This window comes from Acinetobacter pittii (assembly GCF_034067285.1).
Lineage (GTDB): Bacteria > Pseudomonadota > Gammaproteobacteria > Pseudomonadales > Moraxellaceae > Acinetobacter > Acinetobacter pittii_E.
In genome coordinates, this window is sequence record NZ_CP139286.1 from 2,433,885 (window position 1) to 2,458,882 (window position 24,998).

Sequence of the window (24,998 nt, forward strand, 5' to 3'; positions counted from 1 at the left end):
GGATAAGAAAAATGAATGCAGCAATTAATCCAGCAGTTTTAAACAATGAAAGTACTAACCACTTTGAACAGTTAGCAGCGATTAGCGTGTCTGGACATATCGAAAAGAAAAACAACATGTCATATCTGTCTTGGGCGTGGGCCGTGGACAAACTCATGCGCATAGATCCACAAGCGAACTGGGCTTTTCGTGATCCAATGTATTTCCCAGATGGATCTATGATGGTTCATTGTGATGTCACCGTATTCGGTAAAACCATGTACATGTTCTTACCTGTAATGGATCATCGGAATAAAGCAATTCTTAAACCGAATGCATTTGATATCAACAAGGCCATGATGCGTTGTCTGGTTAAAGGAATTGCCGTACACGGTTTGGGTTTATACATCTATGCTGGTGAAGACTTACCTGAGGAAGAAAAGACTCAACAAACAGCAGCACAACCTCTACATCAACAAACACCACAAAACCAGCAGCAGCCAAATGCAGCCCAACAACTTACGGCTGATTTCCAGCAAGCACTGCAAGCGATTCAACATACACAAAACGAGGCAGATCTGGCCACAATCTATAAACGCTTCAAAGGCACCAGCTTTGAAAGCCAGATTGTGAAGGCATGTAAGGCAAAAAAGGACATGGAGGGATGGAGCGCTTAAGTACCTATATCTTTAGGTATGTTGCCAAACTACATGGCAACGGCACTCTAAGAGGTCGTATTGAAGCGACCTCTGCCCTCCACGCTAAACAACGTGTCATGCAGAGTAATGAGCTGATTAAAGATGCTCATATCTCTTTACTAAAGAATCAGGCTTCAGCCCGTAAACAGGCTTTTGAAGCTATGGAGGAATGTATATGAGCTTCCGTCACTCATCCTCAGCCCGAACCCTGATTGTGTTCGGCAACCTAATAAATCATTACTACGACAATGTAAACCCGTCTCAAATCGACAACTTGGTTGATGAGGCGAAATTTAAAGAAACGACTTGGAGAAAGTAAAAGCAATTTTAGAGCTGCAATGTTCTACATGAGTGACTGTATAGCTGACCCTCTGCGGTCACTCTTGAGAACATTGCAGTATTTAGGGGTAATTAGATAGGTAAAGGTATGGGAAAATATATAGTCGTTGTTGAAGCAGAAAAACCACCTCAGGTATTTATTCATGAAATTATTCCCAATGTTGGAAAAGTCATTGAAATGAAAGCTGAGGAAATACCTAACCGTGTTACTGCAGCATGGTTAATGGAGCGTTATAGCCTATCTCGTAAATTGATTATTGATGAGCTTCGTCCATTCAATAAAGGAACTGATGGCAAACATCTTTACGATCCGAATGAAGTTATTCCTATCCTTGAAAATTTGAATATTCAAAGGCAGCAACGGCAGTCGAGAAGAAAGAATTAAAAGCGCTTTTCAGCGCTTTTATTCATAAATGCAATCACTCTCAGATTAAATTCCTTTTTCTCTTTTTAAATTCTCTATCTCTGTTGCAATGCCCATCGCTTGATTTATGGAACCGGCAGCATCTACCATAATCCCAGAAACAATTTCAAGATTATTTTCCAACCTATCCATATCAATCACTTTACTTTTAAACAATTGAGCTGTAGAAGCCAAATTAGTTGCATTATTTTCAATATTAGAATGTATTTTGATTAATCTTTCCAGAAGAGCATCATGTCTTTTAAGTTCTGGATCATTTCTTCTTCTTAATTCGGCTACAATAATTGTATATTCTTTTATTATTTCACTGAATTTTTCATATGATTGATTAATCAATTGAATATTTTCAGTCAATAAACTAAATAAATTAATCTTTAACTCGAATGCTCTTTGAATATTACTTAACTTAAATTGTTGATATGCATGGCGGATAGGAATAATAGCTAAAAGCAAAGCTATAATGGCAATCAATATTTGGATTTGTCCAGAATTAACACCCATCCATGACCAGAAATTTTTTAAATAACACATAATTTTAAAAACCTAATATATCAGTAAAATTTTACAAACTTCTTAAAATAGAAAAGTTCTAATAACTTAAACCATGAAAGGAGTCTAATGCTACTTCACCAAAAAATTTTTATTTCATGTTTGATTCTGTCTATAATAAAAGTACAGATGACATCTAAAAAATTGTAAAAAATTATTCGACACCACTTCGGCTCCATTAAAATATAACTCATTGTTATTTAATATTTATTACAACCTTGCCAAGGTTGGGGTCGCGAGTTCGAGTCTCGTTTCCCGCTCCAAAATTCAAAAACCACTTAATTCGAAAGAATTAGGTGGTTTTTTTATTGTCTGACACTTAATTAATATTCAAAGATAATAACAATCGTCGAGACGTAACAATTAATAAAGGGCTTTTACACCCCGTTCAAGCTTCTACCTGATTTGTTTTACTACTCGAATAAATAAAATATAGCGCGATGCCTAAACAGATGAGCGCTGCTAATCGATAAATTGAAAAAGGTAGGACTTCATTACCAAACCAGCCAAAGTTATCAATCAGTATGCTCATTAAGAGCTGACCAAAAATAACTGCAACTGTTGCAACTGCTGCTCCAATTCTTTGTACGGCTAAAACCATAATTACAATATATGGCACACCACACATTGCACCTAATAATTGCCATTTGGGTACGTCTAATAAAGTTAAGCTTTGCTTCGGTTCAAAATAAAAAATAAGTAATGCTGTAATTAAAGCACCTACAGAGAAAGTTAGAAATGCGCTCTTAAATACACCAACTTTACTTCCAAGTTGACCATTAATTGCAGCTTGAACACTCAGTAAAGCACCACCAATTACAGCTAATAAAATCATTAAAATAGTCATGTTACCCTCTTATGCAGTCGCTACAAGTGAAAGTGCTATCACAATAAAGACAAGAGCAATAACGCGCTTGCGATCAACTTTTCTATGCGGCGTACCCAGCAGGCCATAATGGTCAATAATGAGACTCTTAAAAACTTGCCCCGCCAAAATACCAATCATTGTCATGGCGATCCCGATAATAGGTGTCGTAATAGTAAGAATAATCACATAGATAGGACCTAATACCCCGCCTAATAATTGCCATGATGGAAGACTAAAAAATGAGGGGCTATTGCGTGGACTAAAAAATAACATCAATAAAAAAGTAAGGGCTGCCCCTACTCCAAAAATACTGAAAGTTGCCCACAACTCACCCACTTCCTTTCCCAATGGACCTAAAAGCCCAGCTTCAACGGACAACCCCATTCCGCCTAAAATTGTTAGGAGTAGTAATATAATTTGCATCTACATTGCCTCAACTTATCTAGGCAACGAATACTAGAGTAGTTAATTCAACGAAAAAACAGCATAATTCATGAATCACTTTTGCAGAAATTGCACAGATGAATTTAGCAAATTCGATAGATATTCGTACTCTTCGCTTTTTTATAAGTGTGTATAACGCTCAAAACTTTTCTATTGTGGCTCGTAAAGAAGATGTATCTGCCTCAATGATTTCTCGCACAATACAACAATTAGAAGATGCGTTAGGCCAGCAGCTTTTTTATCGGAATACTCGGGCAATTACCCCTACAGAATCAGGTAAATTGTTTTTTGAATATGCCAAAAAAATTACTGAACAATTTGATGAAGCACAAAAGGCTTTGCAAGATAAAACCATTGAACCATCAGGCTTAGTTAGAATTAATGCGCCTGTCTTTTTTGGTCAACGTCATATTGCCCCGTGGCTGACTGGACTATCGGAGCTTTACCCAAAACTTCAAATAGAATTAATTCAAACTGATGAGTTTATAGATCCTTTACGTGAAAGCACTGACTTAATATTTCGTATTGGAACCTTAACAGACTCTTCTTTTCACGCACGTATTTTTGGAACACAGAAATATCATTTAGCTGCCTCACCCAAATATTTATCTAAATACGGGACACTCAAAGATCCTAAAGAATTACATGACCACAAATGCCTAGTTTATAAAGGTTTTGAAGGCCCTAACCGCTGGTTAGTAAAAGAAACCAATGGGGAATGGATACACTACCCGATTAATCCGCTGCTCTCTTCAAATAATGCTGAAAGTTTAATGACAGCGGCACTCAATGGAATGGGTATTGTTTTATTTCCAGATTGGTTAATTGGTGAAGCACTTAAAAATGGCGAATTAATAAAACTATTACCTGCATATGAGACTTCTATTAAACCTCAGCCACAACATATTGCAGCCATTTATCCCAATGTTCGCCATCCGCCATTAAATATTAGAGTAATTATTGACTATTTTGCAGAAGTTTATGGTTCACCACCATATTGGCAAGAATAATATTGAAGGAAAGTGACAGTAGTAAGCTCTCATCTCCTTTCCCGCTCCAAAATTCAAAGACCACTTAATTCGAAAGGATTAGGTGGTTTATTTATTGTCTATAGGTCAATTCAAAATTCGTATTAAAAAACGCTTTATATTTCCATTGCAGTACCATGAAATTTGGAGTGTTATTATGCAAAAGCCGGTTAAGCGCGGAGACGCGTGGCGCATCACTGTCTGTTATTTAGGTAAACGTTATACAGCTACTCCAGATACTGCGAGTGAGTGTGAACAATGGGCCGCAAAAAAATTATTAGAATTACAATCTCAACAGGCTAACCCTGGGTCTGAAAAAAACCATATCTCCTTCTATGCCCTTTTTGAACAGTACTATCAAGAAGAAGGCAGAAAAATGAAGAGTGCCCGCTTAATTGTTTAAATACTTAAATGCCTAAAGAATAATGAAAATATAATTAATATTTTATGATTAAACCTATCATTAAGTTTTTATTGATATTGAAATTAAAAATTGGCTTAAAATTAAAGATTAGCTTAAAAGTATATTATCGCAAAGTCTCCCCCCATTGAGGAGACTTTCTAAGTATTAAATGAATTAAGGATGAATTTTTTTCAATCCATCTTCTACAGCAAATTTAGCTTCCTCCCACTGTAAACGTGAACTGCCTTTAACTTGATCCCATTTAGTTTTCAATTTAGATTCAACCTCGGAAAAATTAATTTCTGCATTATTATGTACACGATTTTCATAACCTAAACGATAAGCAGCCCGATAATCACGATCATATTCTAAATTCTTGTTTTCAGTATAATATGGCATTTTTTTATAGTTTTCTCGCCAATAATTATCTTCTTCTTGCCAGTCATTACTATCATCTTTTTGGCTATTTGTTTGAGCTATATCATTACCTGCTATTGCCCCTACCACACCACCAATAATCCCCCCAACAACAGCACCTGGAGGGCCGCCAACAACACCAAATGCAGCACCTACCGCCGCTCCTCCCAAGGTTCCTGCACCTGTAGCAACCAAATTCTCTCCCCCTTCATTCATATCGGGTACATGATTGTTATTAGTCGGTGGAGAGTTTAAATCTGGACGAGCATTATCAATTGTGGATGAAATGTCTTGTAATGGTTTGCTATTTGATACATTACCATTAGAAGATGGCTCTTTTTGAGTCGTATAATTACCATCTGAATTTGATTGTTTTGTATTTACCATTTTCTTACTCCCTATATTTTAAAATCTAGTGTCTTTCAAAAGAGCTAGAATATTAAAAGAACTTTTGAAATACGCTTGACAATTATTATAATCCACCTTTAGATTAGTTATGTTTCACAAATATCTCTATTAAGTAAGGAGATGTTATTAATTAAAGAAATTATTTCTCATCAATAAAAATTCTTATTCAAATAATCTTCACAATTATATCATCCTTTATCCCATAATCATTATATTTCGCTAGATTAAACATTACCTATAACACTCTAGTTTTAAACAGCCTTACAGGAAATTATGATTTTATGTATATGCAATTTAAAAAAGCCTAGTTAATTAATACTAGGCTTTTTAAAAGTATTTTTAAAAGATAATAATTACATATTATTTCATATTTTTAAATATATCTTCAGCTGCTTTTAGGTGTTTCGCAACAGCATCACGTGTTTGTACGAGCATATTTTTTAATTCAGAACTTTTCGTGTTTGGTATTAACTGCTTATCAATTATCATCAAAACTTTACGGTGAACTTTAACTTGACTCATCATATAATTTTTATCAGTATCTGATGTTATTTGATTAAGCTTACTAACAATTTTATCACTATCATTTTGCAATGATTTACTAAGATTACTGGTTTGTGAAATCAACTGTAATCGACTTGCCAACGCTTGTGCATTTTTTTCATTGGCTGAATGTTCTTTAATCATCATTTCAGCATATTTCTTAGCTTCATCCATTTTTAGTTTTGGCAACGCAGTTTTTGCCTGCTTAATTTCACCATTATTAGCTGTACTTAATATCTTCAAAATTTGACTATCAGTCAAATTTTCATGTTTTTCATTTAATATTTTAGAGTGATTCTTCCCATCATTTATAGTTTGTTGATTCGCTGCCATAATCTCAAATGCACTGAAGCTTAAAACACCACTAATTGCGATACAGCTAATAAGTTTCTTCGTTAAAATAGCTTTCATACCAATATCCTTTAACTTAATTCATGAGTATTTCCACTTATGGGTAACTTTTTCACATTTCCAATCTATATCCCTACTTGTAAATTCAAGATTGGGGTTATTTATTCTTTATTTCAATCAACCATATTTATACCGCTCGTTGAATATTCTTCGCAAAGGGTTAATAGCTTATTTAAAGTAGATGATATAAATTTAATAATGAATCATACATCTGTATCCAATCTTATTAATGTAAATATAAAATATATATAATTTTAAAAAACATTAACTTAAAAACAATTTTTATTTTTTATTTTTACGAAAATAACAATAAAGCTCGTTATATTAACTTATAGATACTAAAGCTAGAATTAAATATATTTAAAGAAAATTTAAGCCAATTTAACTTATTCGCCCATCTATAAAAAAGCGTTCTCCTAAAGACTTTAATTCACACACTGCACACAAACAGTGACATGCACTTTTGTAGATATCGTATGAGCTGTGCAACCTAAAAACAGGATACACAGAACTGTAATCAATGAAGCCAATCTAGTTCGCTTGCAATTGAAGACTTTCATGTTAGCCGATCCAGTTAGCAATCCAGCCATAAAAGAATTGTTCCTGCGTGGGATTTCGCTCACAAATTTCGATGTAACGTTGGCCTTGCATGATATTAAGAACTCGAACTAAAACCTTCTCTCCTTCTTTACCGCGCTTAGCCAGTGTTAACGAGAAGAAATTAACCTCGAATCAACACTTTTAAATGCAGAAGAGTATGAACTTGCCAATTTCTTAATCTTACATAGTTAAATAATTTGATCTTAACTTATACACAACAAAAAGCCCTCTGAAATTCCAAGGGCTTTTTATAACTAAGAGGTAAGCAAGAAATAAAGTGCTATCTTCCAACCTAAGCTAGCCATTTCCCCCTAACACTCAAATATTTTTAGCTAATTCTTTTGCCAAACATTGTTCATGCCATGTAGTTTGGAAGTTCTCGACAGCTTTTGATTTGATAAGAGGGTCTTCAAATAGCTTTGAAGAATATGCAGATTTGATAAGCTCTTGATAAAGTTTTTTGGCTTGTTGCTCTTCAAGATGATTGGCGATGTCATGTAACTCTTTAGCTGGCACTTCATGTTGTCTCGCATCCATCACGCCACTCGCTGCTTTTTTCACAGTTTCACAGTAATGAAGCTCCATAGCTTCGGATGCTGCATAACATTGAATTGAAATTGCGCTTATAAAGAGGAATATAAATCTCATAATCTCACCTTAATTTGACGCGCAAGGTTATCAACTAATCAGCCTAAATTTAAGTTAAAAAAGGTTAATTTTTCTATTCACTTATTTTATTTCACCTTTTGCACTTGAGTATCAGAGGCTTTTAGCACTTCTCCATCTGCTGAGACGGGTGCCATAAATGGAATTTGCTGACCTGTATTTTTATCAACTAATAGAGAATGGCGCTCTCCACTTTCAAATAGGTTGTGCTCTCCCCATTGACGTAGAGCAACAATCACAGGAAATAAACTCTCCCCTTTAGGGGTTAGCACATATTCCTGATAAGCCGTACCATCGGAAGCATCTTGCATTTCGAGAACACCTGCATCCACCAACTTTTTCAGCCGGTCAGAAAGTATATTTCGCGCAACGCCCAAGCTGCGCTGAAAATCTCCAAAACGGCGCATTCCATCAAAAGCATCCCGCACAATAAGCAGTGACCACCGATCTCCAATGAGATTGACGCAGCGTGCAACAGGACAAGGCTCGTCTTTTAACAATGTTGAGTTGGCCATCAGATTTCCCTATAAATTATCCGAAATAAGTTATCTAGTTGCATTTTAAAACTAGCAGGTCTAATATTCAACTAGTTGCATTTTAAAACTAGATTGAATGGATTTAGGGTCATGAAAGCTTCTCTTGCATCTCCAACATCTTCGGTAGACAACAATAAACTGCGTTCAAGCATGCCTCGCGGGGTAATTTCGCTGTTTGCTATTGCAAGTGGTGCAAGCGTAGCAAATGTCTATTATGCACAGCCTTTGCTCGACATATTGGCTAGAGACTTTAATGTCAGTCATGCCGCCATTGGCGGTGTAGTTACAGCCACTCAAATAGGGTGCGCCCTAGCTTTGGTGTTTTTAGTGCCATTGGGTGATCTTGTAAATCGGCGGCGATTAATGGCTATGCAGTTATTGGCTTTAATATCTGCATTGTTAATAGTTGCCTTTGCTCATTCTACAATTGTTCTTTTGGCAGGCATGCTTGCTGTAGGTTTACTCGGCACAGCCATGACACAAGGGCTTATTGCCTATGCTGCAAGTGCTGCTGCCCCACATGAACAAGGACATGTAGTCGGTACTGCACAAAGTGGTGTGTTCATTGGCTTACTGCTTGCCCGTGTATTTTCAGGTGGAATTAGTGATGTGGTGGGTTGGCGCGGCGTGTACTTTTGCGCCGCCATTATCATGCTCATGATTGCATTACCCCTTTGGAAACGTTTGCCTCATTTAAATGTTCAGCCTGTTAGCATGCGCTACCCGCAGCTTTTAGCATCCATGTTAAACCTGCTGCGCCAAGAAAAAGTGCTACAAGTGCGCGGTGTTTTAGCATTACTCATGTTCGCGGCATTCAATATTTTTTGGAGTGCGTTGGTATTACCGTTGAGTGCGCCACCATATAACTTCTCGCATACGGTAATTGGGTCTTTTGGACTCGTAGGGGCGGTCGGCGCGTTGGCTGCCGCACGTGCGGGTTACTGGGCCGACCGTGGATATGCTCAGCATACAAGCGTGGCAGCACTCGTAATATTACTGCTCGCTTGGGGCCCACTTTCACTTATGGATTACTCGCTTTGGGCACTAGTAATAGGCATCGTATTGCTAGACTTAGGTGGACAGGCTTTGCACGTGACTAACCAGAGTATGATTTTTCGTACTCGTCCAGAAGCGCATAGCCGGCTTGTCGGGCTATATATGCTGTTTTATGCAGTCGGTAGTGGTTTGGGTGCAATCAGTACCACAGTGACTTATGCCTATGCTGGATGGTTTGGCGTATGTGCCTTAGGTGCAAGTGTTAGTTTGTTAGCGCTAGTCTTTTGGTGGATGACACGACGTATTGTGCCTCACGATAGAGCTAAACAATAAAAATATATAAATAGAAAAAGAGTGGATCTGGCAAAGATTCTTTAAGTTCTAACACATGCATTAAAATTGAGGAGGTTCAAGACCAATACAAAAATTAAAAAAGCCCTCAAAGTGAGAGCTTTTAGTGAAACAACTTTTACATTTAATATGGCAGTTAAACTTCAGTTGGGCTCATTTCTGTCGTTAATCTTTGCAAATCATGACCCGAAGGCGCTTGGTAAACGCGTAAACCAAATTCAGGAAGAATCGCAATTAAGTGATCAAAAATATCTGACTGAATTGCTTCATAAGAAACCCATGCAATGGTATTGGTAAATGCATAGACTTCTAAAGGTAAACCTTGGCTGGTCGGTTGTAACTGGCGAACCATAATAGTTTGTTTTTGAGCAATGCCCTTGTGCTGGCGCAAGTAAAATTCAACATAGGCTCTAAATGTACCAATGTTAGTTAAACGGCGCTTGTTATAACGAGATTGATTGCTTAATTGCTTATTAAACTCTTCAATTTCAGATTGTTTCGCATCAAGATATTGGTCTAATAATAAAAACTCTTTTAATTTTTGCTGCTCGTCATCAGTCATGAAATGTACACTGCTTTGATCAAGAAAGAGTGAACGCTTCATACGGCGACAACCCGAATTGCTCATGCCTCGCCAGTTTTTAAAAGTATCGGTAACGAGTTTATTGGTTGGAATAGTGGTATAGGTTTTATCAAAATTTTGAACAGTCACTGTATGCAATGAAATATCAATCACATCACCATCAGCATTTAGAGATGGCATTTCAATCCAGTCGCCAATACGCACCATGTCATAAGAAGCGATTTGGACACTCGCGACTAATGACAAAATAGTGTTTTGGAAAACCAGCATTAATACTGCTGCCATCGCCCCGAAGCCTGCAAGTAAAGTGAACACATCCTTTTTAAGGAATGTTCCCAAAATCATGAGACCACAAACCACAAATAAAATGAGTTTAACCAGCTGTAAATAACCCTTAATTGGCTTATTTCTAGATTTTGGGTTACGTTGATAAATAAGGTTAAAGATATTTAATATTTCACTGACCGTAAGCGCCAAAGTTAAGAAAATAAAGGCTTGTGCAGCCATCTCTACAAAAGTAATAAACTTTGGAGATAGATGAGGCACTGTTGCAATACCATTCATAATCACAACAGCAGGAACAATATTTGCAAATTTCTGTATAACGCTATGCTGAGCAAAAATAGACTGATTTGGTGATTTGAGCTTTGTAACTAAATGACGAACGCCCCGAACAATAATGCGTTTGGCAATAAAATTTGCGATCGCTGCAAATAAAATCAAAATAGTGAGTGAAACAAACATCTCTAGCCAAGGATATTGGCTTAACTCACCCCGAATATCACGAAAAAAATTTAAAAAATCCAAACCTATACACCTTAACACTTTATTTTCACTAATTTTAAGGGCTAAGGCATTTGATCATAAGGTTTGTTTACATATGTAGTCATAAATACAACAACTAAGTTATATACCCTGCTTAAATTTAATTTTAAAGCTTCTTAAGTTTATGGTTCAGTCCGATTATATAAAGTAGATCCAACCTAAAATATAAAGTCGGTAGCATCATCAATATTAAATATGACCCTAAAAATTTAAAGAATATTTTGATATTGGGCGAGGTCATGCTTTAAGTCATTAGAGATTATTTAAAAAATACGATAATCCTTGCGGCGCACGCCCATTTAAGCGACTGCTCGTTGTGACTCGCACCAGATTACTCCAAGTAATATTGCAACAATGCTTGAGCAATTTTTTGATTAAAGATACATCTTCATGACATGAAATAGGCTCAAAGCCACCGACCAAAAGGTAGACCTCTGCACTAAAACTTAAATTTGCTCCATGAATATGCGCATGGTCCATCTCATCTTTATAGTGTGCTAAATATTTTTGCCGTTTAGTGATAGAGAGATGACTAAAATCATCGAGCGTTACAGTGCCGCAAATTGCATCTGTAGGTTGATGCTGGATTTGATAGCGCAGCCAATCAGGGCTGACGACGGTGTCTGCATCGGTACAAGCAATCCATGTGACCCCTCTTTCAATTAAATGGCGAATACCTAAGTCTCTTGCTTGCCCAACACATGCATAGTCGCATTCAATCCAATTGATTTGATGGCTTTGTACGATCAAACGCGACTGATCTGTACAGCTATCGAGTACAACAAGCACTTCTACGTCATAACCACTGATGTTATCGATCGCCACCTGAATAGATTGCAGACAGGCAGATAAATAGTACTCTTCGTTATGCGCGGGAATGACGATACCTATTTTCATCTTAGTTTTTCCTGCTGTGCTAAAGAGGAAGTGTTCGCCGTCCATAGATCAATCATAAAATCTGGATCGGTTAAGCTGAGATAGTGATGAAATGGAAAATGTTGCTGAAAAGCTTGATGGACTTGCTCAGCGTTCAACTCAAAATCTTGAATTTCATGACGCCAGTGGCAACACAAAATTTCACCGTCATCATTTAAACTATGTTTTAACTTTTCAATAAACTGATGTAACTCATCCTTCGATAAGTAATAGGCCATCTCACTAATTAGAATCAGATCAAATTTTTGAATTGAGTAGTCTTCGGGTATTTTTCTATTTTCAACAACAACATGCCCAAATTCTTTTAAACGCTCTGAAGCCAAACGAACAGCATTCTCAGAAACATCTATACATACCAATTGCTCAGCTCTTTGCGCTAAATGAAAACTTAAATGTCCGTTTGAACAGCCGACTTCTAGCACTTTTGGATAGCGAGGCTTTGTCAGCAGCGCGAGACAAATTTGTCTTTTACGTGCTTCATACCAGTGAGCGTCATAGCCCCATGGATCACTGTTATGACGATATAAATCTTCAAAGTACATGCGAGAATGAATCACTCAAATAAACCTCATAAGGCATTAAAAAACGATTAATCGCACTCGGAGATAGCACTGCGGCATTCCCCGTGCTTTCATCTGCTTCTAGTTGGGTTTTAAACTGCAAAATTGCTTGATATTTTTTAGTTAGCTGTTCTTGTGTTAAGGAATACGCTTTTGCTCGGTGCCAATCAATTCGTGGGTCTAAAGGCTTTGCCCAATGCCAAGCCCAAATCAATACGTGTAAACATAGGAGTTGCTTAGCAGTTGCATAGGCTTGTACGGTTTTACCGACTGCTTCATGGTCTGGATGTCCATCAAGTTCATAACTACAAATTAGAATATCGTTGGCTTGCACCATCTGATCTAGACACTGCCAGAGTTGCTCGGTTTGCAAATGAATCTGACCATCTAACAAATTAAGCTCTATATGCTCGGTTGACTCTGCTACGTCTAGACAATTTAAGGCCGCCAAGCTTTCTTGCGGACGAAGAATATTGAGCTGATCTGGAGGATATTTTGTAGAGTTAGGATGGCTTTGTGTGCCGTTACTCACAGCTAAAACCACTATTTTACAATTCAATGTGATCAGTTGCTGCATTAACCCGCCACAGCCAAGCACTTCATCATCAGGATGTGGGGCGACAATCACCACCCTTTTAGAACGAAATAACTCAAGATCTAAAGGCGCTAACGGATGATCTTTAAATGTATTTAACCATTGCTCTTTGGCCGTGCCCTCACCAAAAATAACGCGGTCTTCAACCAAAGGATGTTTTAAAGTTCCCATAGGCTTTGCTCCGACACACAGAGTTCTGCAATTTGCTCATAGTCAAAAGCAGCATGACTTTGTCGTATAAACACAGGCAAATCTGCCATGAGCTGAGCAAAGGTTGCATCTTCACAAAAAGGACGCGCGCCTAAAGCTTTCCCTACTCGTTCAATAACGCTCAGGCAACATTGTTCTGTTTGGGCACGTAATATGCGTATTTCCCGTTCATGACTTAGCGTTGGTTTATGGTCAATCAACTCGGCAACATATTGAAAATATTGTTTGGTGATTTCCAATTGCTGAGCGACCTCACCTAAATACAATTTTTTATACGGATTAGGATTTGCCTGACAACTTTCTTGCAAATAACCCGCTAAGCGCACGGCAGCACCATACCAACACGCAGCAACACCTGCTGCGCCATGCCAAAAACCTGGGCGTTTTAAATAACTATTTGGCTGACCAATTGCCGTAACAGGCGTATTTTTAAAAGTTACTTGCGCGGTCTGTGTTGCATACATGCCTACAGCATGCCAATGGCTTAAATCGGTAGTGATAGATGGATGACTTAAGTCGGCAATACAAAGCTGCGCCTGCCCTTGCTGATCTTTATAACTCATTAAAGCTTTTTGGATAAATTCCGCGCCAGAGCACCACGGTTTAATGCCATTACAAAAGTCATTAGTAACTTGCAAAGGCGCTGGTCCGCCATCGGCTGCCCAAACCGCCCAAGTCTTGTTATCCATTTCTTGTTGACAACCCAATTCATTTAAAATGCTTATGGCATCGCAATGAGATTCAAAAAGCTTAGCTAGACTTAAATCAACCCCAGCAATCTGCCCAAAAAGTTGCCAACGTTGATAAGTCTGCCCCGAAGCTGGATGAGGTAAATTTTTCGCTACATTGATTAATTGATAGAGCAAACTAATACGCAGCTTACTTTTAACCTCAGCTGAGGCAGTTTCAAATTCATTTAAGATACTCAAAATCGTCATGTTTATAGGTATTTTGATATTCATTGCAAATAATTATTTATAAGACTTAACTCAACCATAACTAAACATTTCTGTTTAAATAAACACGTAAATTGTAATAAAAAGAAAAATAATATTAGTTTTATATCCAATTATTTCATTGTTATCCAAATATTCCTATTAAGTGAACTTATAATCCGATCATGTAAGGTTTATTAAAAACCCAACATTTAAGCGATTATTTAAAGTAATTTAGTTTCTACCGTTTTTCTATTTCCAAAGAAGAGGTCCAAAATGAATACTTTAAATATTAATGATATTAAAAAACATGCTGATGTCATTGCTTCATGTGGCACAAAAGTAGGAACTGTCGATCATCTTGATGGTGAGAACCAACTCAAACTCACCCGAGATGAAAGTGGCCAACATCACCTTATCCCTACTGGATGGATTGGGGAAGTGAAAGAAAACCAAGTCATTCTGAATAAAAATTCAGAAGAAGTTAAAGAGCAATGGCAAGCAATCTAGGCTTGAAGCACGGCGAGTTATTCACCGTGGTCATTTATAATTAAAATATTTCACTATAAAAATAAATGAGCAGGCTTAAATTATTTTAGGCCTAAATGATAAAAATGAAGGCTCCTTTTTACTAAGGAGCCTTTTTTATTGCATAAGCTTCAAAAACACGAAGTGACAATGCTTTTTATCTGAACAAACCATTCAAGGGATATTTTTGTCCCTTAAGCACATGGTGATTAAGTTGACTGAATGCTAAAAATGACCCATTCGCATTAAATAAACAATTATGAATAGGGTGACGGATATGCTCACAGGGAATCATCAGCTTAAAGCAAGAAAAGTACATTTTGATTTTGCGGAGTCATCCGTCTGCTGGATGCCAAATGATCCTCTATGCTCTCATGTCGCCAATGGCATTAACATGCTCTTGCCGGCTGGTGAGTTTTGGTTTTGCCGCGTGTTTAATAAAACCCTGCCCTTGATTACCGATGAAACATTAAAACAAGAAGTCATCGGCTTTGTCCGCCAAGAAGCGGCCCATGCACGTGCTCATGAAAAAGCTCAAGATTTCTTGCGTGAAAATGGCTACGACATACAAGAGACACTCAACCGTGCCCATTTTGTTTTTAACATTTTATTGGGTGACAAACCTTTAGGCATGCCTTTTTTAAAAGGTGAAAAGCTAGATGAATATTGGCTACTTTTCCGAGTAGGTGTGATTGCCGCAATCGAACACTTTACCGGCACCATTGGCCAGTGGACACTCGACAGTAAGACGTGGGACAAAGCCGACCCTGCTATGGCAGATTTGTTCCGTTGGCATTTGGCTGAAGAAGTTGAACATCGCTGTGTTGCTTACGATTTATTTGAGCATCTCTTAACAAATAAATTTGGTTTTTATGTGTCGCGCCAAGTGATTATGGCGGCGGTTTTCCCACTGTTTATTTACTTCCTTGCTGACTTTGCCCGTAGTCTAGGTAAGCAGGATTTAGAGCATGAGGATATTCAAAAACTAATGCGCCGTGGCTACTTCAAAATTATTCGTGAATTTGAAAAAACTGCGACTCGCTCAGACAACTTACCGACCATAAAATATTTATGGAAAGCGACCTTAAGATGGGCTTCTCCAAAATTTAACCCGCTTCATGAGGGAGACACCGCGCAAGCTTTAGCTTATATGGCTCGCTCACCTGCGGTCCAATATTTTGAAGGAATGCATTCTGCAAAATCTGTGTCATTAAGTTAAACATTCTGAAAAAAAAGCCCCTGAGTTGGGGCTTTTTTTAAGTTTTTATCTGATTAAGCCAAGTTTAAAAAGAAATAATCCAATAACCGTGCTCTGTCATCTACACCATTTTTGTCTAAAAGCTGCACCATCGCCCCATCAATCATAAATAAAAACATATAGGCATCTTGGACCGAAGCGGTCGATTTGAGCGTTAAAAGCAGCTTATATATTTCATTAATAAACCAGTTTCTGTAGTCGACCACAATTTTATAGGCAACTGGATAAAGCTTTTCAATTTCAAAAATTGCCTTAAATGGCAAACGGTAAAAACCATCTAAATTGGCATGTAGAAAGTAAATCTCCTTCAGTTTATCGAGCACCATTTGTTCATTGTAGGAATTGAAAATTGAAAGTACTTTTACTTTGAGTGCATCGGTTTGAAAAGTAAGACTCATCTCGATGAGCCGTTCTTTTGAATGGAAGATTTTATAAAACGTAGTTTTAGACACTTGTGCTTCGGCAATAATTCGATCAACACCGATTTTTTGAAACCCATCTTGATTAAATAAATCTTTTGCTGTGTGAAGCACTTTTAATGCTGTAAAGGAAGATTGTAAATTTGGCATAGATATACCGCTTAAAATAATTTTTTGTTGTATATAAAAGAGATAGAAATGCCGTCACTCTTAAAATGAGTGCTAAAAACAGGCATGCAAAAGCCGCACAAAATGGCGTGCTGACCTATCTCAAGTTTTATAGTTGCTGTGTTTTAGATTCTTAAGGCGTAGAAAAAACCTAGAGTCGATTAAACCGTTTTAAGGACTGTTCAAGCGGTATGAATAGAGAGACTTTGGCGTAGGCCAATAAAAAAGAAATAGTACGCATGAGCGGACTCCTTTGGGTAATAAAGAAGTTTCGCCACATCACTGCTAAATGATTATGGTGGCGAAACGAAAAGGGGTTAGCAGACTGATTTACCCAAAAACCAGCACATCCGAAGATGTCCCCCTCCCGTTCCGCCGCAGAGGGAGACACGTAGGGATGCCCACAAAAAAGAGAGACTTTTTCGTGTGCGTTGGGTAAATACGGCCTGCTAAAACCGACTGGCAATGTGGCCAGCAGGCAAAGGATAATCGGAGGGGTTTAGAGTGTCAATGTGATATTGGATAGAAAATAATTGAATAAATATTATTTTTCATTGGATTAGAATCATTAATCTATTTAATAGAATATATTATATTTGCTTAACTCACATTAACTTATAAATATGAATACTATCTCAGCTACTCTTCAAAATGAACATTCAATTGAGGGATGCATAAAAGATGCTAGTGGTAATTTAAAACCATTCCCTATTCTTGCAATTGATAATATTCCATTAAATATATGGGTGCATCAAAATACCCACATTACTGATCTCGCAGAAAGCTTAGTTCCAGCTCAAGGTTGGTTATATGATTATGATAGTAATTTGGCATTAAGTAATGCATGGCAACTTCTTAAACCAGAAGCTTACGAAAATGAAACTATTTCAACAGTAGTTCCAATTTTAGTTTGCCCTGATGATTTAGATCTAGTGTGCAATGTGGTTATGGTTGAACAAGTTGTTTCAGCAGATCAAGTCGTATGGGCTCGTTTTGGACGTGCATTTACGCATATTCACGATGTTGTGACATCCGTAGTCTGGGAAACCTCTCCTTACGCTCCTCGCTTAAGTTTTCCGTTGAGCGATTTTGAAAAAGCATATAATGATTTAAAAGACTTAGACAAAAAATGGAATGAAAATTTTATCTAGTTTTCTTAAATATGAAAGTATATTGAAAGATGCTGCTCTTAGTTCCTCTAAATATCATGTAATAAATTTAGGTTATATAAATGTCTAACAGTTATAAATTTCAATTAAAATTGGAGCTAGATTTAAAATTAATCACACCTGAAGAAATTCAGGACTGGGCCATGCATGCACTAGAAGATGATCCAACAAATGAGCTAGCTTTAGACATCTGTTTTTTATCAAATACTGAGCAAGTTTTACAATACTTCAGACTAACTGAAAGAAATGAATTTAGTGAAACTTTGATAGATAAAGTAACAACGAAAGTTTTGGAAAATTATATTTTTAAGCATATAAATACCGTGAATCATAAAGATCAGATATATTCCTTTTTTCAAAATATTTTTTCCATAAATCTTTACTTAGAAAAAGAAGAATTGCGTTTCTTAATTTACTCATACGAAGGTCAACTAGAGATGGCATTAGAAGACTATTCAGAATTAGAGACTGAGGCACTATGGGAAAATTTTAAAATAGAGTTAAAGAGATATTTTTCATCTGCTAATAATTTTCATAACTAAAATATGATTACTAATAGAGCCAAAATTAGATATTTTTTATATTACAGAGCTTCTTAAAATTTATTTTAATCTAATTGGCAGATTATATTTGGTAATACACCGATAAAATGAACAATTAAATCCATTTTATCGGCTTGCTAGAATCGGTTTTTAAAACCTTATTTTTTATTGTTTAATATATTTTGGAAACTCTTTTAAAACCTTATGACAAAAGTGGCCCTGAGTGTCCTCTTTCTTGCGCTCTTCAAACTCCTTCATACCAAATTTCATGACTTCTCTACCGTATTTTTCGCCAAGATCATGTTTAGTACATTTTGCAGCAGCATCCTTTAACTCTTCTGAATAATAGTGATAGTTGCAATCAAGTTGAGCACGGCTTAAAAAACCATGTAGCTCTACTGCTTTCTCACACTGTGTTTGCTCTAAAAGATTTCTAGACTCTTGAGCAGCATAAATTGATGTTGCTACGAATAAAGTGAAAATCGTTACTAAAAAATTACGCATTATTTCCCCGAAAAAGTTATTAAAAGTATTAGTGATAATATTGCGGGCGTATTAAATAATAATTATTTATAAGTGTCTATTAATAATAAAGAAAATAGGATAAAACCTCTTCTCTTTTGAATAATTAATCACCTTAATAAAATTGGGTGATTAATTTTTATCAAAAAATAATATTAAATTTGTTTTATAGCGATCTTTAATATAATCCAAGTTATTCAAGAAAAGAGTTTTAGCAGTATTTAATTGATTTCTACACTACTAAAACCCTTACTCATTTCAGCGCTTTAAAATCCTAGTTTCTTAAAGACAAAATAACCCACATGGCTTTCAAAGCTACCATCATTTTGAATTTTGAAATATTTCTTCACAAGGTCAGATGAACCTTCCTGTAAATAGCGTAAAGTTCTGATTTGATCTTCAGGCGTTTTCATACGCTTTACCCAACTATCAAAGTCTAACGCAAGCGTTTGTTTATCTAAGCCCACCAAGTCAAAGCCTGCATCTTCGATGAAATACACCCACTCTTTGACACTATAGTTTCGTACATGACTTGGGTCTCGAATGGTTTCGATGGTCTGTAAAAACGTATCTAATATTGGCGAGCTAGAACTGATAATGTCTACAAAAATAACAATACCATCAGGCTTAAGCACACGATTCACTTCTTTCATAGCCGCCGGAACATGCTGCCAGTGATGAGCTGAATATCGGCTAATGACCACATCAAACTGATGATCGCTAAAAGGCATATCTTCAGCAATGCCCTGCTGCACAAAGATGTTTTTTAACTTGCGTTGACTGGCAGCCTTAGACACAGTGTCTAACATTTCATGAGATAGATCGTAAGCAAAAACAAGGTCAGCATGTGGAGCAACATTATACGAGACATGACCACCACCACAGCCTAAATCAAGAACCACAGCCTTTTCAATTTTCTGAACTTCATTAATAAATTTATTAAATTCAATTCCTTGAGAATGAGCTTGGCTGTTTAAATAATCGATAGATTTATTTTGGTATTGTTTTTGGTTTATATCGTGCTGGGTGATCATAACCTTGCTCCTATATGCAATGAAATTAACATAAAGGAAAAGTTAGATAAAAAATAATGATTAGTTTTTCTTCAATTAATAAATAAAAGTTATTATTTAATTTGTTTTAATAGGTTCTGTCCATTCATCAAAATCGATTTAACAATTTATAAGAAATCCGCAAAGAGCACTGTTTAGTCACCCTTACTGAAACAGTGCTCTTTGCTCCATCTCAACCTCTATCCAGGAAGGTTTGATGCATAGAAATAGTGTATGTACCTTTTGCTCAAAATGTTTCCTGTATTTTTTAATATTTTTAAATGTTCACAGCATAAAAATGAAGTATATTTAGATTTATCAGAAGATTCTTCTTTGGTTTATATTTTGAACAGAACAGAATACGTACTAGATCGTATAGATCGGAAAATTTTATCTGCATTACGTGGAAATGGCCGTTTAACCGTTGCTCAATTGGCCGAAGAAGTCGGTCTTTCATCTTCTCCATGCTGGACACGACTAAAACGCCTGGAAACTTTAAAAATTATCGAAGGATATACGGTAAACGTAAACCCCAAAGCGATTGGGATTCATGAAGTCTTTTTTATTGAAATTACTTTAGAGCGCCACGATGATGAAATGCTAGAGAATTTCAGCGAAGCATTAGCTGACATACCTGAAGTCGTTGAAGCTCATCTCGTTACAGGTGACTATGATTATCTGGTTAAAGTGGCGGTCAAAGATGCTGACCATTACGAACGGTTTTTAAGGAAGAAACTTTACTCGATTAAAGGAATTCGACACACCCGTTCGACCTTTGCCCTACGTCCCCTCAAATCTGCCAATACAGCAGATTTAATGTTAATTGAATAAATGCATTAAACAGTTAAAGACAATTATTTAATTCATTGATTTTAAAATTTTTATTAGTAGAGAAGCTAAAAAATATAACAGATCTAGACTCTGTTATATTTTTTTTAAAAAATTCTGTATCTATGATTACAGCCTCCACTTCTTCAAAATGTAATTAATCTGAATTGGAGGCATCGCCATGAACATTTTGAAGAAAAAAAATAAGGCCAGTTTTGTATTCTTTATTATTACTCTCTACTCTTTTATTGGGTTTGGCTTAGGTTTCATTATTTGGGAATACTTTTTAAAGGCCTAAGTTGCGCAAAAAGCGTTAATTAACCTCTGTAATAATTTCAGAAGTGATTTCTTTACTACGATGATATGCGGCCTTCATGGCTAAACGTATATCATCGGATAGATTTCCTAGCTCAAACATTCTTAGAGCTGATTCTGTAATTCCGTTAGCCAAAGTCACTTTCCCACACAGATCTGCAGGTGGAACATTACTTTTACGAACCATTTCAACTGCACCACTGGCCGCTTGGAGTGCTAAATCTAGGGCAAATTGCTTATCAAGCCCTAAAGAAACTCCTGTCTTTATCATGCTATCTAAAATATAGAAAAAGTAAGCTGGACCCGAACCAGAAAGTGCAATAATTGCATCGGTTTGCGTTTCAGAGGGCGCCCAAAAAGTCTGTCCCGTTGCAGAATACAGTGTTTCAATTACGTCTTTATCGAGTTGATCCATTTGCTCTGAAGCAATAAGTACATGCGTACCCGTATGGGTAAGCACAGGCGGATTTGAAATCACACGTACAATTTTTTTTGAACCCGTAAAACGGGCTAAGTTCGCAATATCAACCCCTGCCATCATAGAAACAATGATTTTATTTGCTAACACCTTTTTAAGGGGTACAAGTATTTCTTTTAACTGTTTAGGCTCTAATAGCAATACAACAATTTCAGCTTTCTTTAATCCATTTTCATTTTGCTTTAAAGCATTTGTATGATTAATATTTTTCTCTTCAATCAGATGTATTTTTTCTTTTTTAAATCCCTTTAAAACTAACCCTCCTATTAAAGCCAAAGCTAAATTACTACTACCGACAAAGCAAATATTAGGGTGTACTGCATTTAACATTTAAAATGTTTTCCTTTCTTAAGAGAGGCTTATAACAATGAATATTTCTATTAATTATGAATATTGAATTTAAGATGACCGTCTGGATAAAGAACCCATTTTAATAAAATATATTATTAAAATGGGTTTTGTTTTATTTGCGCAATAAATAAAACAACTTTAGCTTAAGCCTAATGTAGTAGCTTTATAAGCAAAGACTACTCAATAATTGTTTAAAATATGTAACCAATACTATATTATTGTAAATAATTTACATCACTTTAAGAGAGTAGAATTTTTCAATTGAACTTAATAGTTAGAACATCTTTTATTTACAATAATATAGTTAGGCTATTTTGTTTTAACTTTAATTACAGTATTTCTTTTTTTCTAAAATTTGCTCTGCTCTTCTTGTTGCTTGTGCTAAATCTATATCCTCACATACCCAGAAAGAAAGAATTTTTCCAAATAAATGAAAGTGTTGTTTAACATACTGAGAACTATGATCTGAATAATGATCTTCCACTTTGAAAGTATCTTTATTATTTTCTATTTTTTGACCGTCAAAAATACCGCCAATACAAATATCCATTTTAATACCAAAAATTTAATAAATCATATTATAACATAAAATTAATGAAGCTCTTCTAAACAATTATTTTGATACTTCTCTTTTATTTTAAATACAATTTGAGATTAAAATTATAAAAACCCACAAATTTAAGTGGGTTTTCGCAAATACTATATGTTTAAATATAATTTATTTAAAAATTTATTTAAATTCAATAAAGTATTTTTATTTAATTATGAGTTTTGAAGAATAACAATATTTGAAGCCTGTGGCCCTTTTTTACCTTGTACTACAGTGAACTCAACACGTTGGCCTTCGAGAAGAACTTTAAAACCTTGTGTTTGAATATCGGTAAAATGAGCAAAAATATCTTTACCTTCGTCAGCCGCAATAAAACCAAAACCTTTAGTTTCATTGAACCACTTTACTGTACCAGTAGAATTAGACATGTTTTAATCCTGAATCTTTAAAATATTATAACTTATTATTGGGGAAACCAATTTAACTAAAAAATAGACGTGAAAACTTAAATGACTGAAAACCGAAGGATTATAAATAAAACTACGAAAAGAGAAATTTATGATGACAAGAATATTTTGTTAGTTATGCTCGATAATACACGCTTCAAAATCATTTGCAATCGATATTCAACATAATTAAAGCAACAAAAATTCTATGTCTCTTTATCCTTAATAAAACTTCTTTTCACCAGCAGGACGTGTCTTAAACCGTCGGTGAAACCACATGTATTGTGTAGGGGCAATACGAATTTGATTCTCAATAATCTTGTTTACCCTTTCAGCGTCACTGACTTCACAGCCACTCGGGAAGTTTTCTAATTTTGGCTCTACCAACACATGGTATTGAGGGTTACGAATATCGCCACTTCGATAAAAATACAAAGGCACTGCTGCTGCTTTTGAGATATCCATCAGTCTGCGATGTGCTGTAACAGTAGCAGCTTGAATACCGAAAAATGATGCCATGACACCTTGTTTTAAGCCAAAGTCCTGATCTGGGCTATACCATATTGCATGGCCATGTTTAAGATTTTGGATGAGTCCACGCATGTTGTCTCGAGCAATCTGGTTTTTATACACTCTCGCACGACTACGATGAATCAGAAAATCTAAAAATGGGTTATTCTGAGGTCGGTAAACTACGTCCATATTAAAAAATAAGGTACACGCGGCTCCGCCTGCATCTAAAAGTGTACTATGAGTACCCAATAGCAGTACGCCATTTTCCTGATTATTAGTTAAATTCTCTAAACCATCTATATGAACACGGCTTTTAAACCAGTTCGGGCAATACCAAGCATTTAACGCTTCAAATACTCCCGTTAAGGTATCAACAAAAACCTGTTTAGCTTTTGCCTCAATTTGAAGAGATGTTTTTTCAGGAAAGCAAGCTTCCAGATTTCGTAGCGTAGTTTTGCGTCTTGAACCTAGAGATTTCCAAGCGATTTTTGAAAGAAGATCTGCGAGACGCCATTGAATAGCCCAAGGTAACATCGCAAATAACATCAGAATAAAAGCTAAAAACCATATACCCCAATATTTAAACGATAAAAAGGAAAATTGAAATTCGCCAGATTTAAACTGCCGTTCTTTTTTCGTCATACTATATATTTCTTGAGGTATAGGTCTAGCATACTACCATGCTTAATTTTAAGGGTTGTATGTTTATGTTGCTTTTAACTTTTATATAAATGCATATTTTAAATATTTAATCTATTTAACCCTAAAATAGACATAACCTTCTGTATACACCGTTTATTTTCTCATTTAAAGTAACCACACATTTTTTGCCTCAATTGATAAATAGGATATATCAGCGTGAGCGGTCTTTTAGTGTTTATAACAATTGCATTTCTTACCTTATTAAGCCCAGGACCGGGAGTTTTATTTACTGTCACAAATTCAATTAATTATGGTGTTAAAACTGCTTTGTTTGGAATTAGCGGCTTAATTATTGGTATGTTTGTGATTGCGGTAATTTCTGCCAGTGGTGTAGGACTTATTATTACCAGTAACCCTACTATTTTTACGGTTTTAAAATTTATTGGTGCATTTTATTTAATGTATCTAGGATATAAAAACTTTACGAAAAAGCTTCCTTCACAAGAGTTAATGACTGATCAACAAAACAATAAAGTTATAAGTAAATCTAAACTATTTTATGAAGGCCTGCTCGCTTCTTTACTTAATCCGAAAACAATCGTATTTTTTATTGCACTCTTCCCTCAATTTATTGATATCAAGAAAGAAATTTTAAATCAATTTTTAATTCTCTCTTTAACCTTTTGTTTCATTGGTTTTTTAATTCATTTGGTCTACGCAAATTTCTCTTCTATTTTCAAAGAGAAAATGTTGGCGGGAAATAATTTCTCAATTCTCAATAAAATTAGTGGTGCTATTTTCTTTCTTCTTGCAGTTTTACTTATCACCCAATAAATCTTTACTCGATATATTATATTTTGAAAAGCCTAAACTCATGGTTAGGCTTTTCAAATCTTTTGATTTATGAACATAT

General features: G+C 35.8%; 32 protein-coding genes and 3 pseudogenes. 15 read left to right on the forward strand and 20 right to left on the reverse strand.

The features are described 5' to 3' along the window. The first annotated feature begins 11 nt into the window (after positions 1-11). From SOI81_RS11495 to SOI81_RS11510, 4 genes are all read left to right on the forward strand, one after another. Positions 12-656, forward strand: a complete 645-nt coding sequence (locus tag SOI81_RS11495; RefSeq protein ID WP_320540794.1) for a DUF1071 domain-containing protein — start codon at positions 12-14, stop codon at positions 654-656. After that, positions 644-856 carry a hypothetical protein gene (locus SOI81_RS11500; RefSeq protein ID WP_031977200.1) on the forward strand — a complete coding sequence of 71 codons (213 nt, stop codon included), beginning with the start codon at positions 644-646 and terminating at the stop codon, positions 854-856. Before SOI81_RS11495 ends, SOI81_RS11500 begins: the two co-directional genes overlap by 13 nt. Next, entirely contained in the window at positions 853-996 is a 144-nt protein-coding gene (locus SOI81_RS11505; RefSeq protein ID WP_320540795.1) for a hypothetical protein, read from the forward strand. Before SOI81_RS11500 ends, SOI81_RS11505 begins: the two co-directional genes overlap by 4 nt. 108 nt (positions 997-1,104) lie before the next feature. After that, positions 1,105-1,401, forward strand: a complete 297-nt coding sequence (locus SOI81_RS11510) for a hypothetical protein (protein ID WP_032048971.1) — start codon at positions 1,105-1,107, stop codon at positions 1,399-1,401. Positions 1,402-1,446: 45 nt separating this feature from the next. On the opposite strand, the gene SOI81_RS11515 is transcribed toward SOI81_RS11510, so the two are convergent. From SOI81_RS11515 to SOI81_RS11525, 3 genes are all read right to left on the reverse strand, one after another. Next, a complete protein-coding gene (locus SOI81_RS11515; RefSeq protein ID WP_320540796.1) occupies positions 1,447-1,971 on the reverse strand; it encodes a hypothetical protein in 525 nt (174 codons plus the stop codon). A 406-nt stretch (positions 1,972-2,377) separates the two neighbouring features. Beyond that, on the reverse strand, positions 2,378-2,836 hold the full coding sequence (locus SOI81_RS11520; protein WP_262446457.1) for a DMT family transporter: 459 nt from the start codon (positions 2,834-2,836) through the stop codon (positions 2,378-2,380). A gap of 9 nt (positions 2,837-2,845) precedes the next feature. After that, positions 2,846-3,280, reverse strand: a complete 435-nt coding sequence (locus tag SOI81_RS11525) for a DMT family transporter (protein WP_320540797.1) — start codon at positions 3,278-3,280, stop codon at positions 2,846-2,848. Positions 3,281-3,378: 98 nt separating this feature from the next. Here SOI81_RS11525 and SOI81_RS11530 point away from each other — a divergent pair, with 98 nt between their 5' ends. Next, the gene (locus SOI81_RS11530; RefSeq protein WP_320540798.1) at positions 3,379-4,311 is read left to right on the forward strand and encodes a LysR family transcriptional regulator; all 933 of its coding nucleotides are present in this window, start codon (positions 3,379-3,381) and stop codon (positions 4,309-4,311) included. 175 nt (positions 4,312-4,486) lie between these two features. Further along, positions 4,487-4,729, forward strand: a pseudogene (locus SOI81_RS11535) (site-specific integrase); the annotation flags it as partial. A 177-nt stretch (positions 4,730-4,906) separates the two neighbouring features. On the opposite strand, the gene SOI81_RS11540 reads toward SOI81_RS11535, so the two are convergent. The 5 genes and pseudogenes from SOI81_RS11540 to SOI81_RS11560 form a co-directional block, all read right to left on the reverse strand. Further along, positions 4,907-5,536, reverse strand: a complete 630-nt coding sequence (locus SOI81_RS11540; RefSeq protein WP_320540799.1) for a hypothetical protein — start codon at positions 5,534-5,536, stop codon at positions 4,907-4,909. A 381-nt stretch (positions 5,537-5,917) separates the two neighbouring features. Beyond that, complete coding sequence (locus SOI81_RS11545) at positions 5,918-6,511, reverse strand: DUF4142 domain-containing protein (RefSeq protein ID WP_320540800.1); 594 nt, start codon at positions 6,509-6,511, stop codon at positions 5,918-5,920. Between the two features lie 561 nt (positions 6,512-7,072). Next, positions 7,073-7,216, reverse strand: a pseudogene (locus SOI81_RS11550) (putative peptidoglycan-binding domain-containing protein); the annotation flags it as partial. Positions 7,217-7,429: 213 nt separating this feature from the next. Beyond that, the gene (locus SOI81_RS11555; RefSeq protein ID WP_016141624.1) at positions 7,430-7,759 is read right to left on the reverse strand and encodes a hypothetical protein; all 330 of its coding nucleotides are present in this window, start codon (positions 7,757-7,759) and stop codon (positions 7,430-7,432) included. 86 nt (positions 7,760-7,845) lie between these two features. Beyond that, on the reverse strand, positions 7,846-8,292 hold the full coding sequence (locus SOI81_RS11560) for a helix-turn-helix domain-containing protein (protein ID WP_320540801.1): 447 nt from the start codon (positions 8,290-8,292) through the stop codon (positions 7,846-7,848). A 111-nt stretch (positions 8,293-8,403) separates the two neighbouring features. Here SOI81_RS11560 and SOI81_RS11565 point away from each other — a divergent pair, with 111 nt between their 5' ends. Next, complete coding sequence (locus SOI81_RS11565) at positions 8,404-9,642, forward strand: MFS transporter (protein ID WP_320540802.1); 1,239 nt, start codon at positions 8,404-8,406, stop codon at positions 9,640-9,642. 154 nt (positions 9,643-9,796) lie between these two features. Here the strand turns inward: SOI81_RS11565 and SOI81_RS11570 are convergent, their stop codons facing one another. After that, positions 9,797-11,050, reverse strand: a complete 1,254-nt coding sequence (locus SOI81_RS11570) for a mechanosensitive ion channel family protein (protein ID WP_320540803.1) — start codon at positions 11,048-11,050, stop codon at positions 9,797-9,799. A 167-nt stretch (positions 11,051-11,217) separates the two neighbouring features. Between SOI81_RS11570 and SOI81_RS11575 the strand changes: the two are divergent. Next, positions 11,218-11,316: pseudogene (locus SOI81_RS11575) on the forward strand (hypothetical protein); the annotation flags it as partial. 4 nt (positions 11,317-11,320) lie between these two features. Here SOI81_RS11575 and SOI81_RS11580 read toward each other — a convergent pair. The 4 genes from SOI81_RS11580 to SOI81_RS11595 are packed head-to-tail and all read right to left on the reverse strand — an operon-like array spanning position 11,321 to position 14,331. Beyond that, complete coding sequence (locus SOI81_RS11580) at positions 11,321-11,965, reverse strand: glycosyltransferase (protein WP_016141629.1); 645 nt, start codon at positions 11,963-11,965, stop codon at positions 11,321-11,323. Continuing rightward, the gene (nodS, locus tag SOI81_RS11585) at positions 11,962-12,561 is read right to left on the reverse strand and encodes a class I SAM-dependent methyltransferase (protein WP_320540804.1); all 600 of its coding nucleotides are present in this window, start codon (positions 12,559-12,561) and stop codon (positions 11,962-11,964) included. Before nodS ends, SOI81_RS11580 begins: the two co-directional genes overlap by 4 nt. Beyond that, positions 12,536-13,330, reverse strand: coding sequence for a PIG-L family deacetylase (locus SOI81_RS11590; protein ID WP_320540805.1), 795 nt, complete (start codon positions 13,328-13,330; stop codon positions 12,536-12,538). Before SOI81_RS11590 ends, nodS begins: the two co-directional genes overlap by 26 nt. Further along, positions 13,318-14,331 carry an acyl-CoA dehydrogenase gene (locus SOI81_RS11595; protein ID WP_320540806.1) on the reverse strand — a complete coding sequence of 338 codons (1,014 nt, stop codon included), beginning with the start codon at positions 14,329-14,331 and terminating at the stop codon, positions 13,318-13,320. Before SOI81_RS11595 ends, SOI81_RS11590 begins: the two co-directional genes overlap by 13 nt. 249 nt (positions 14,332-14,580) lie before the next feature. On the opposite strand from SOI81_RS11595, the gene SOI81_RS11600 reads away from it, so the two are divergent. Together SOI81_RS11600 and SOI81_RS11610 are read left to right on the forward strand one after the other, a co-directional pair. Continuing rightward, a complete protein-coding gene (locus SOI81_RS11600; RefSeq protein ID WP_016141633.1) occupies positions 14,581-14,814 on the forward strand; it encodes a DUF2171 domain-containing protein in 234 nt (77 codons plus the stop codon). A gap of 295 nt (positions 14,815-15,109) precedes the next feature. Further along, a complete protein-coding gene (locus SOI81_RS11610) occupies positions 15,110-16,051 on the forward strand; it encodes a metal-dependent hydrolase (RefSeq protein ID WP_016141634.1) in 942 nt (313 codons plus the stop codon). Positions 16,052-16,104: 53 nt separating this feature from the next. Here SOI81_RS11610 and SOI81_RS11615 read toward each other — a convergent pair whose 3' ends face one another. After that, positions 16,105-16,659, reverse strand: a complete 555-nt coding sequence (locus tag SOI81_RS11615) for a TetR/AcrR family transcriptional regulator (protein WP_320540807.1) — start codon at positions 16,657-16,659, stop codon at positions 16,105-16,107. A 641-nt stretch (positions 16,660-17,300) separates the two neighbouring features. Between SOI81_RS11615 and SOI81_RS11620 the strand changes: the two genes are divergently transcribed. Both SOI81_RS11620 and SOI81_RS11625 read left to right on the forward strand, forming a co-directional pair. After that, positions 17,301-17,828, forward strand: coding sequence for a hypothetical protein (locus SOI81_RS11620; protein ID WP_320540808.1), 528 nt, complete (start codon positions 17,301-17,303; stop codon positions 17,826-17,828). Between the two features lie 80 nt (positions 17,829-17,908). Beyond that, positions 17,909-18,388, forward strand: coding sequence for a hypothetical protein (locus SOI81_RS11625; protein ID WP_125699235.1), 480 nt, complete (start codon positions 17,909-17,911; stop codon positions 18,386-18,388). 165 nt (positions 18,389-18,553) lie between these two features. On the opposite strand, the gene SOI81_RS11630 is transcribed toward SOI81_RS11625, so the two are convergent. Together SOI81_RS11630 and yafE are read right to left on the reverse strand one after the other, a co-directional pair. Then, on the reverse strand, positions 18,554-18,892 hold the full coding sequence (locus tag SOI81_RS11630; RefSeq protein WP_016141636.1) for a hypothetical protein: 339 nt from the start codon (positions 18,890-18,892) through the stop codon (positions 18,554-18,556). A gap of 284 nt (positions 18,893-19,176) precedes the next feature. Next, positions 19,177-19,944: a class I SAM-dependent methyltransferase gene (gene yafE, locus SOI81_RS11635; RefSeq protein WP_320540809.1), complete on the reverse strand. Its 768-nt coding sequence runs from the start codon at positions 19,942-19,944 to the stop codon at positions 19,177-19,179. Between the two features lie 363 nt (positions 19,945-20,307). Here yafE and SOI81_RS11640 point away from each other — a divergent pair, with 363 nt between their 5' ends. After that, on the forward strand, positions 20,308-20,793 hold the full coding sequence (locus SOI81_RS11640; protein WP_224992494.1) for an Lrp/AsnC family transcriptional regulator: 486 nt from the start codon (positions 20,308-20,310) through the stop codon (positions 20,791-20,793). A gap of 178 nt (positions 20,794-20,971) precedes the next feature. Next, on the forward strand, positions 20,972-21,088 hold the full coding sequence (locus SOI81_RS11645) for a hypothetical protein (protein WP_004793556.1): 117 nt from the start codon (positions 20,972-20,974) through the stop codon (positions 21,086-21,088). Between the two features lie 15 nt (positions 21,089-21,103). Here SOI81_RS11645 and SOI81_RS11650 read toward each other — a convergent pair whose 3' ends face one another. From SOI81_RS11650 to SOI81_RS11665, 4 genes are all read right to left on the reverse strand, one after another. Next, positions 21,104-21,913 carry a pyrroline-5-carboxylate reductase family protein gene (locus SOI81_RS11650; RefSeq protein WP_016141639.1) on the reverse strand — a complete coding sequence of 270 codons (810 nt, stop codon included), beginning with the start codon at positions 21,911-21,913 and terminating at the stop codon, positions 21,104-21,106. A gap of 346 nt (positions 21,914-22,259) precedes the next feature. Continuing rightward, complete coding sequence (locus SOI81_RS11655) at positions 22,260-22,484, reverse strand: hypothetical protein (RefSeq protein ID WP_320148752.1); 225 nt, start codon at positions 22,482-22,484, stop codon at positions 22,260-22,262. A gap of 212 nt (positions 22,485-22,696) precedes the next feature. Next, entirely contained in the window at positions 22,697-22,912 is a 216-nt protein-coding gene (gene cspV / locus SOI81_RS11660) for a cold-shock protein (protein WP_016141641.1), read from the reverse strand. Between the two features lie 240 nt (positions 22,913-23,152). Beyond that, entirely contained in the window at positions 23,153-24,085 is a 933-nt protein-coding gene (locus tag SOI81_RS11665) for a hypothetical protein (RefSeq protein ID WP_016141642.1), read from the reverse strand. A 216-nt stretch (positions 24,086-24,301) separates the two neighbouring features. Here SOI81_RS11665 and SOI81_RS11670 point away from each other — a divergent pair, with 216 nt between their 5' ends. Next, positions 24,302-24,919 (forward strand): LysE family translocator, encoded by a 618-nt coding sequence (locus tag SOI81_RS11670; RefSeq protein WP_320540810.1) that lies wholly within the window; start codon positions 24,302-24,304, stop codon positions 24,917-24,919. Positions 24,920-24,998 lie beyond the last annotated feature (79 nt).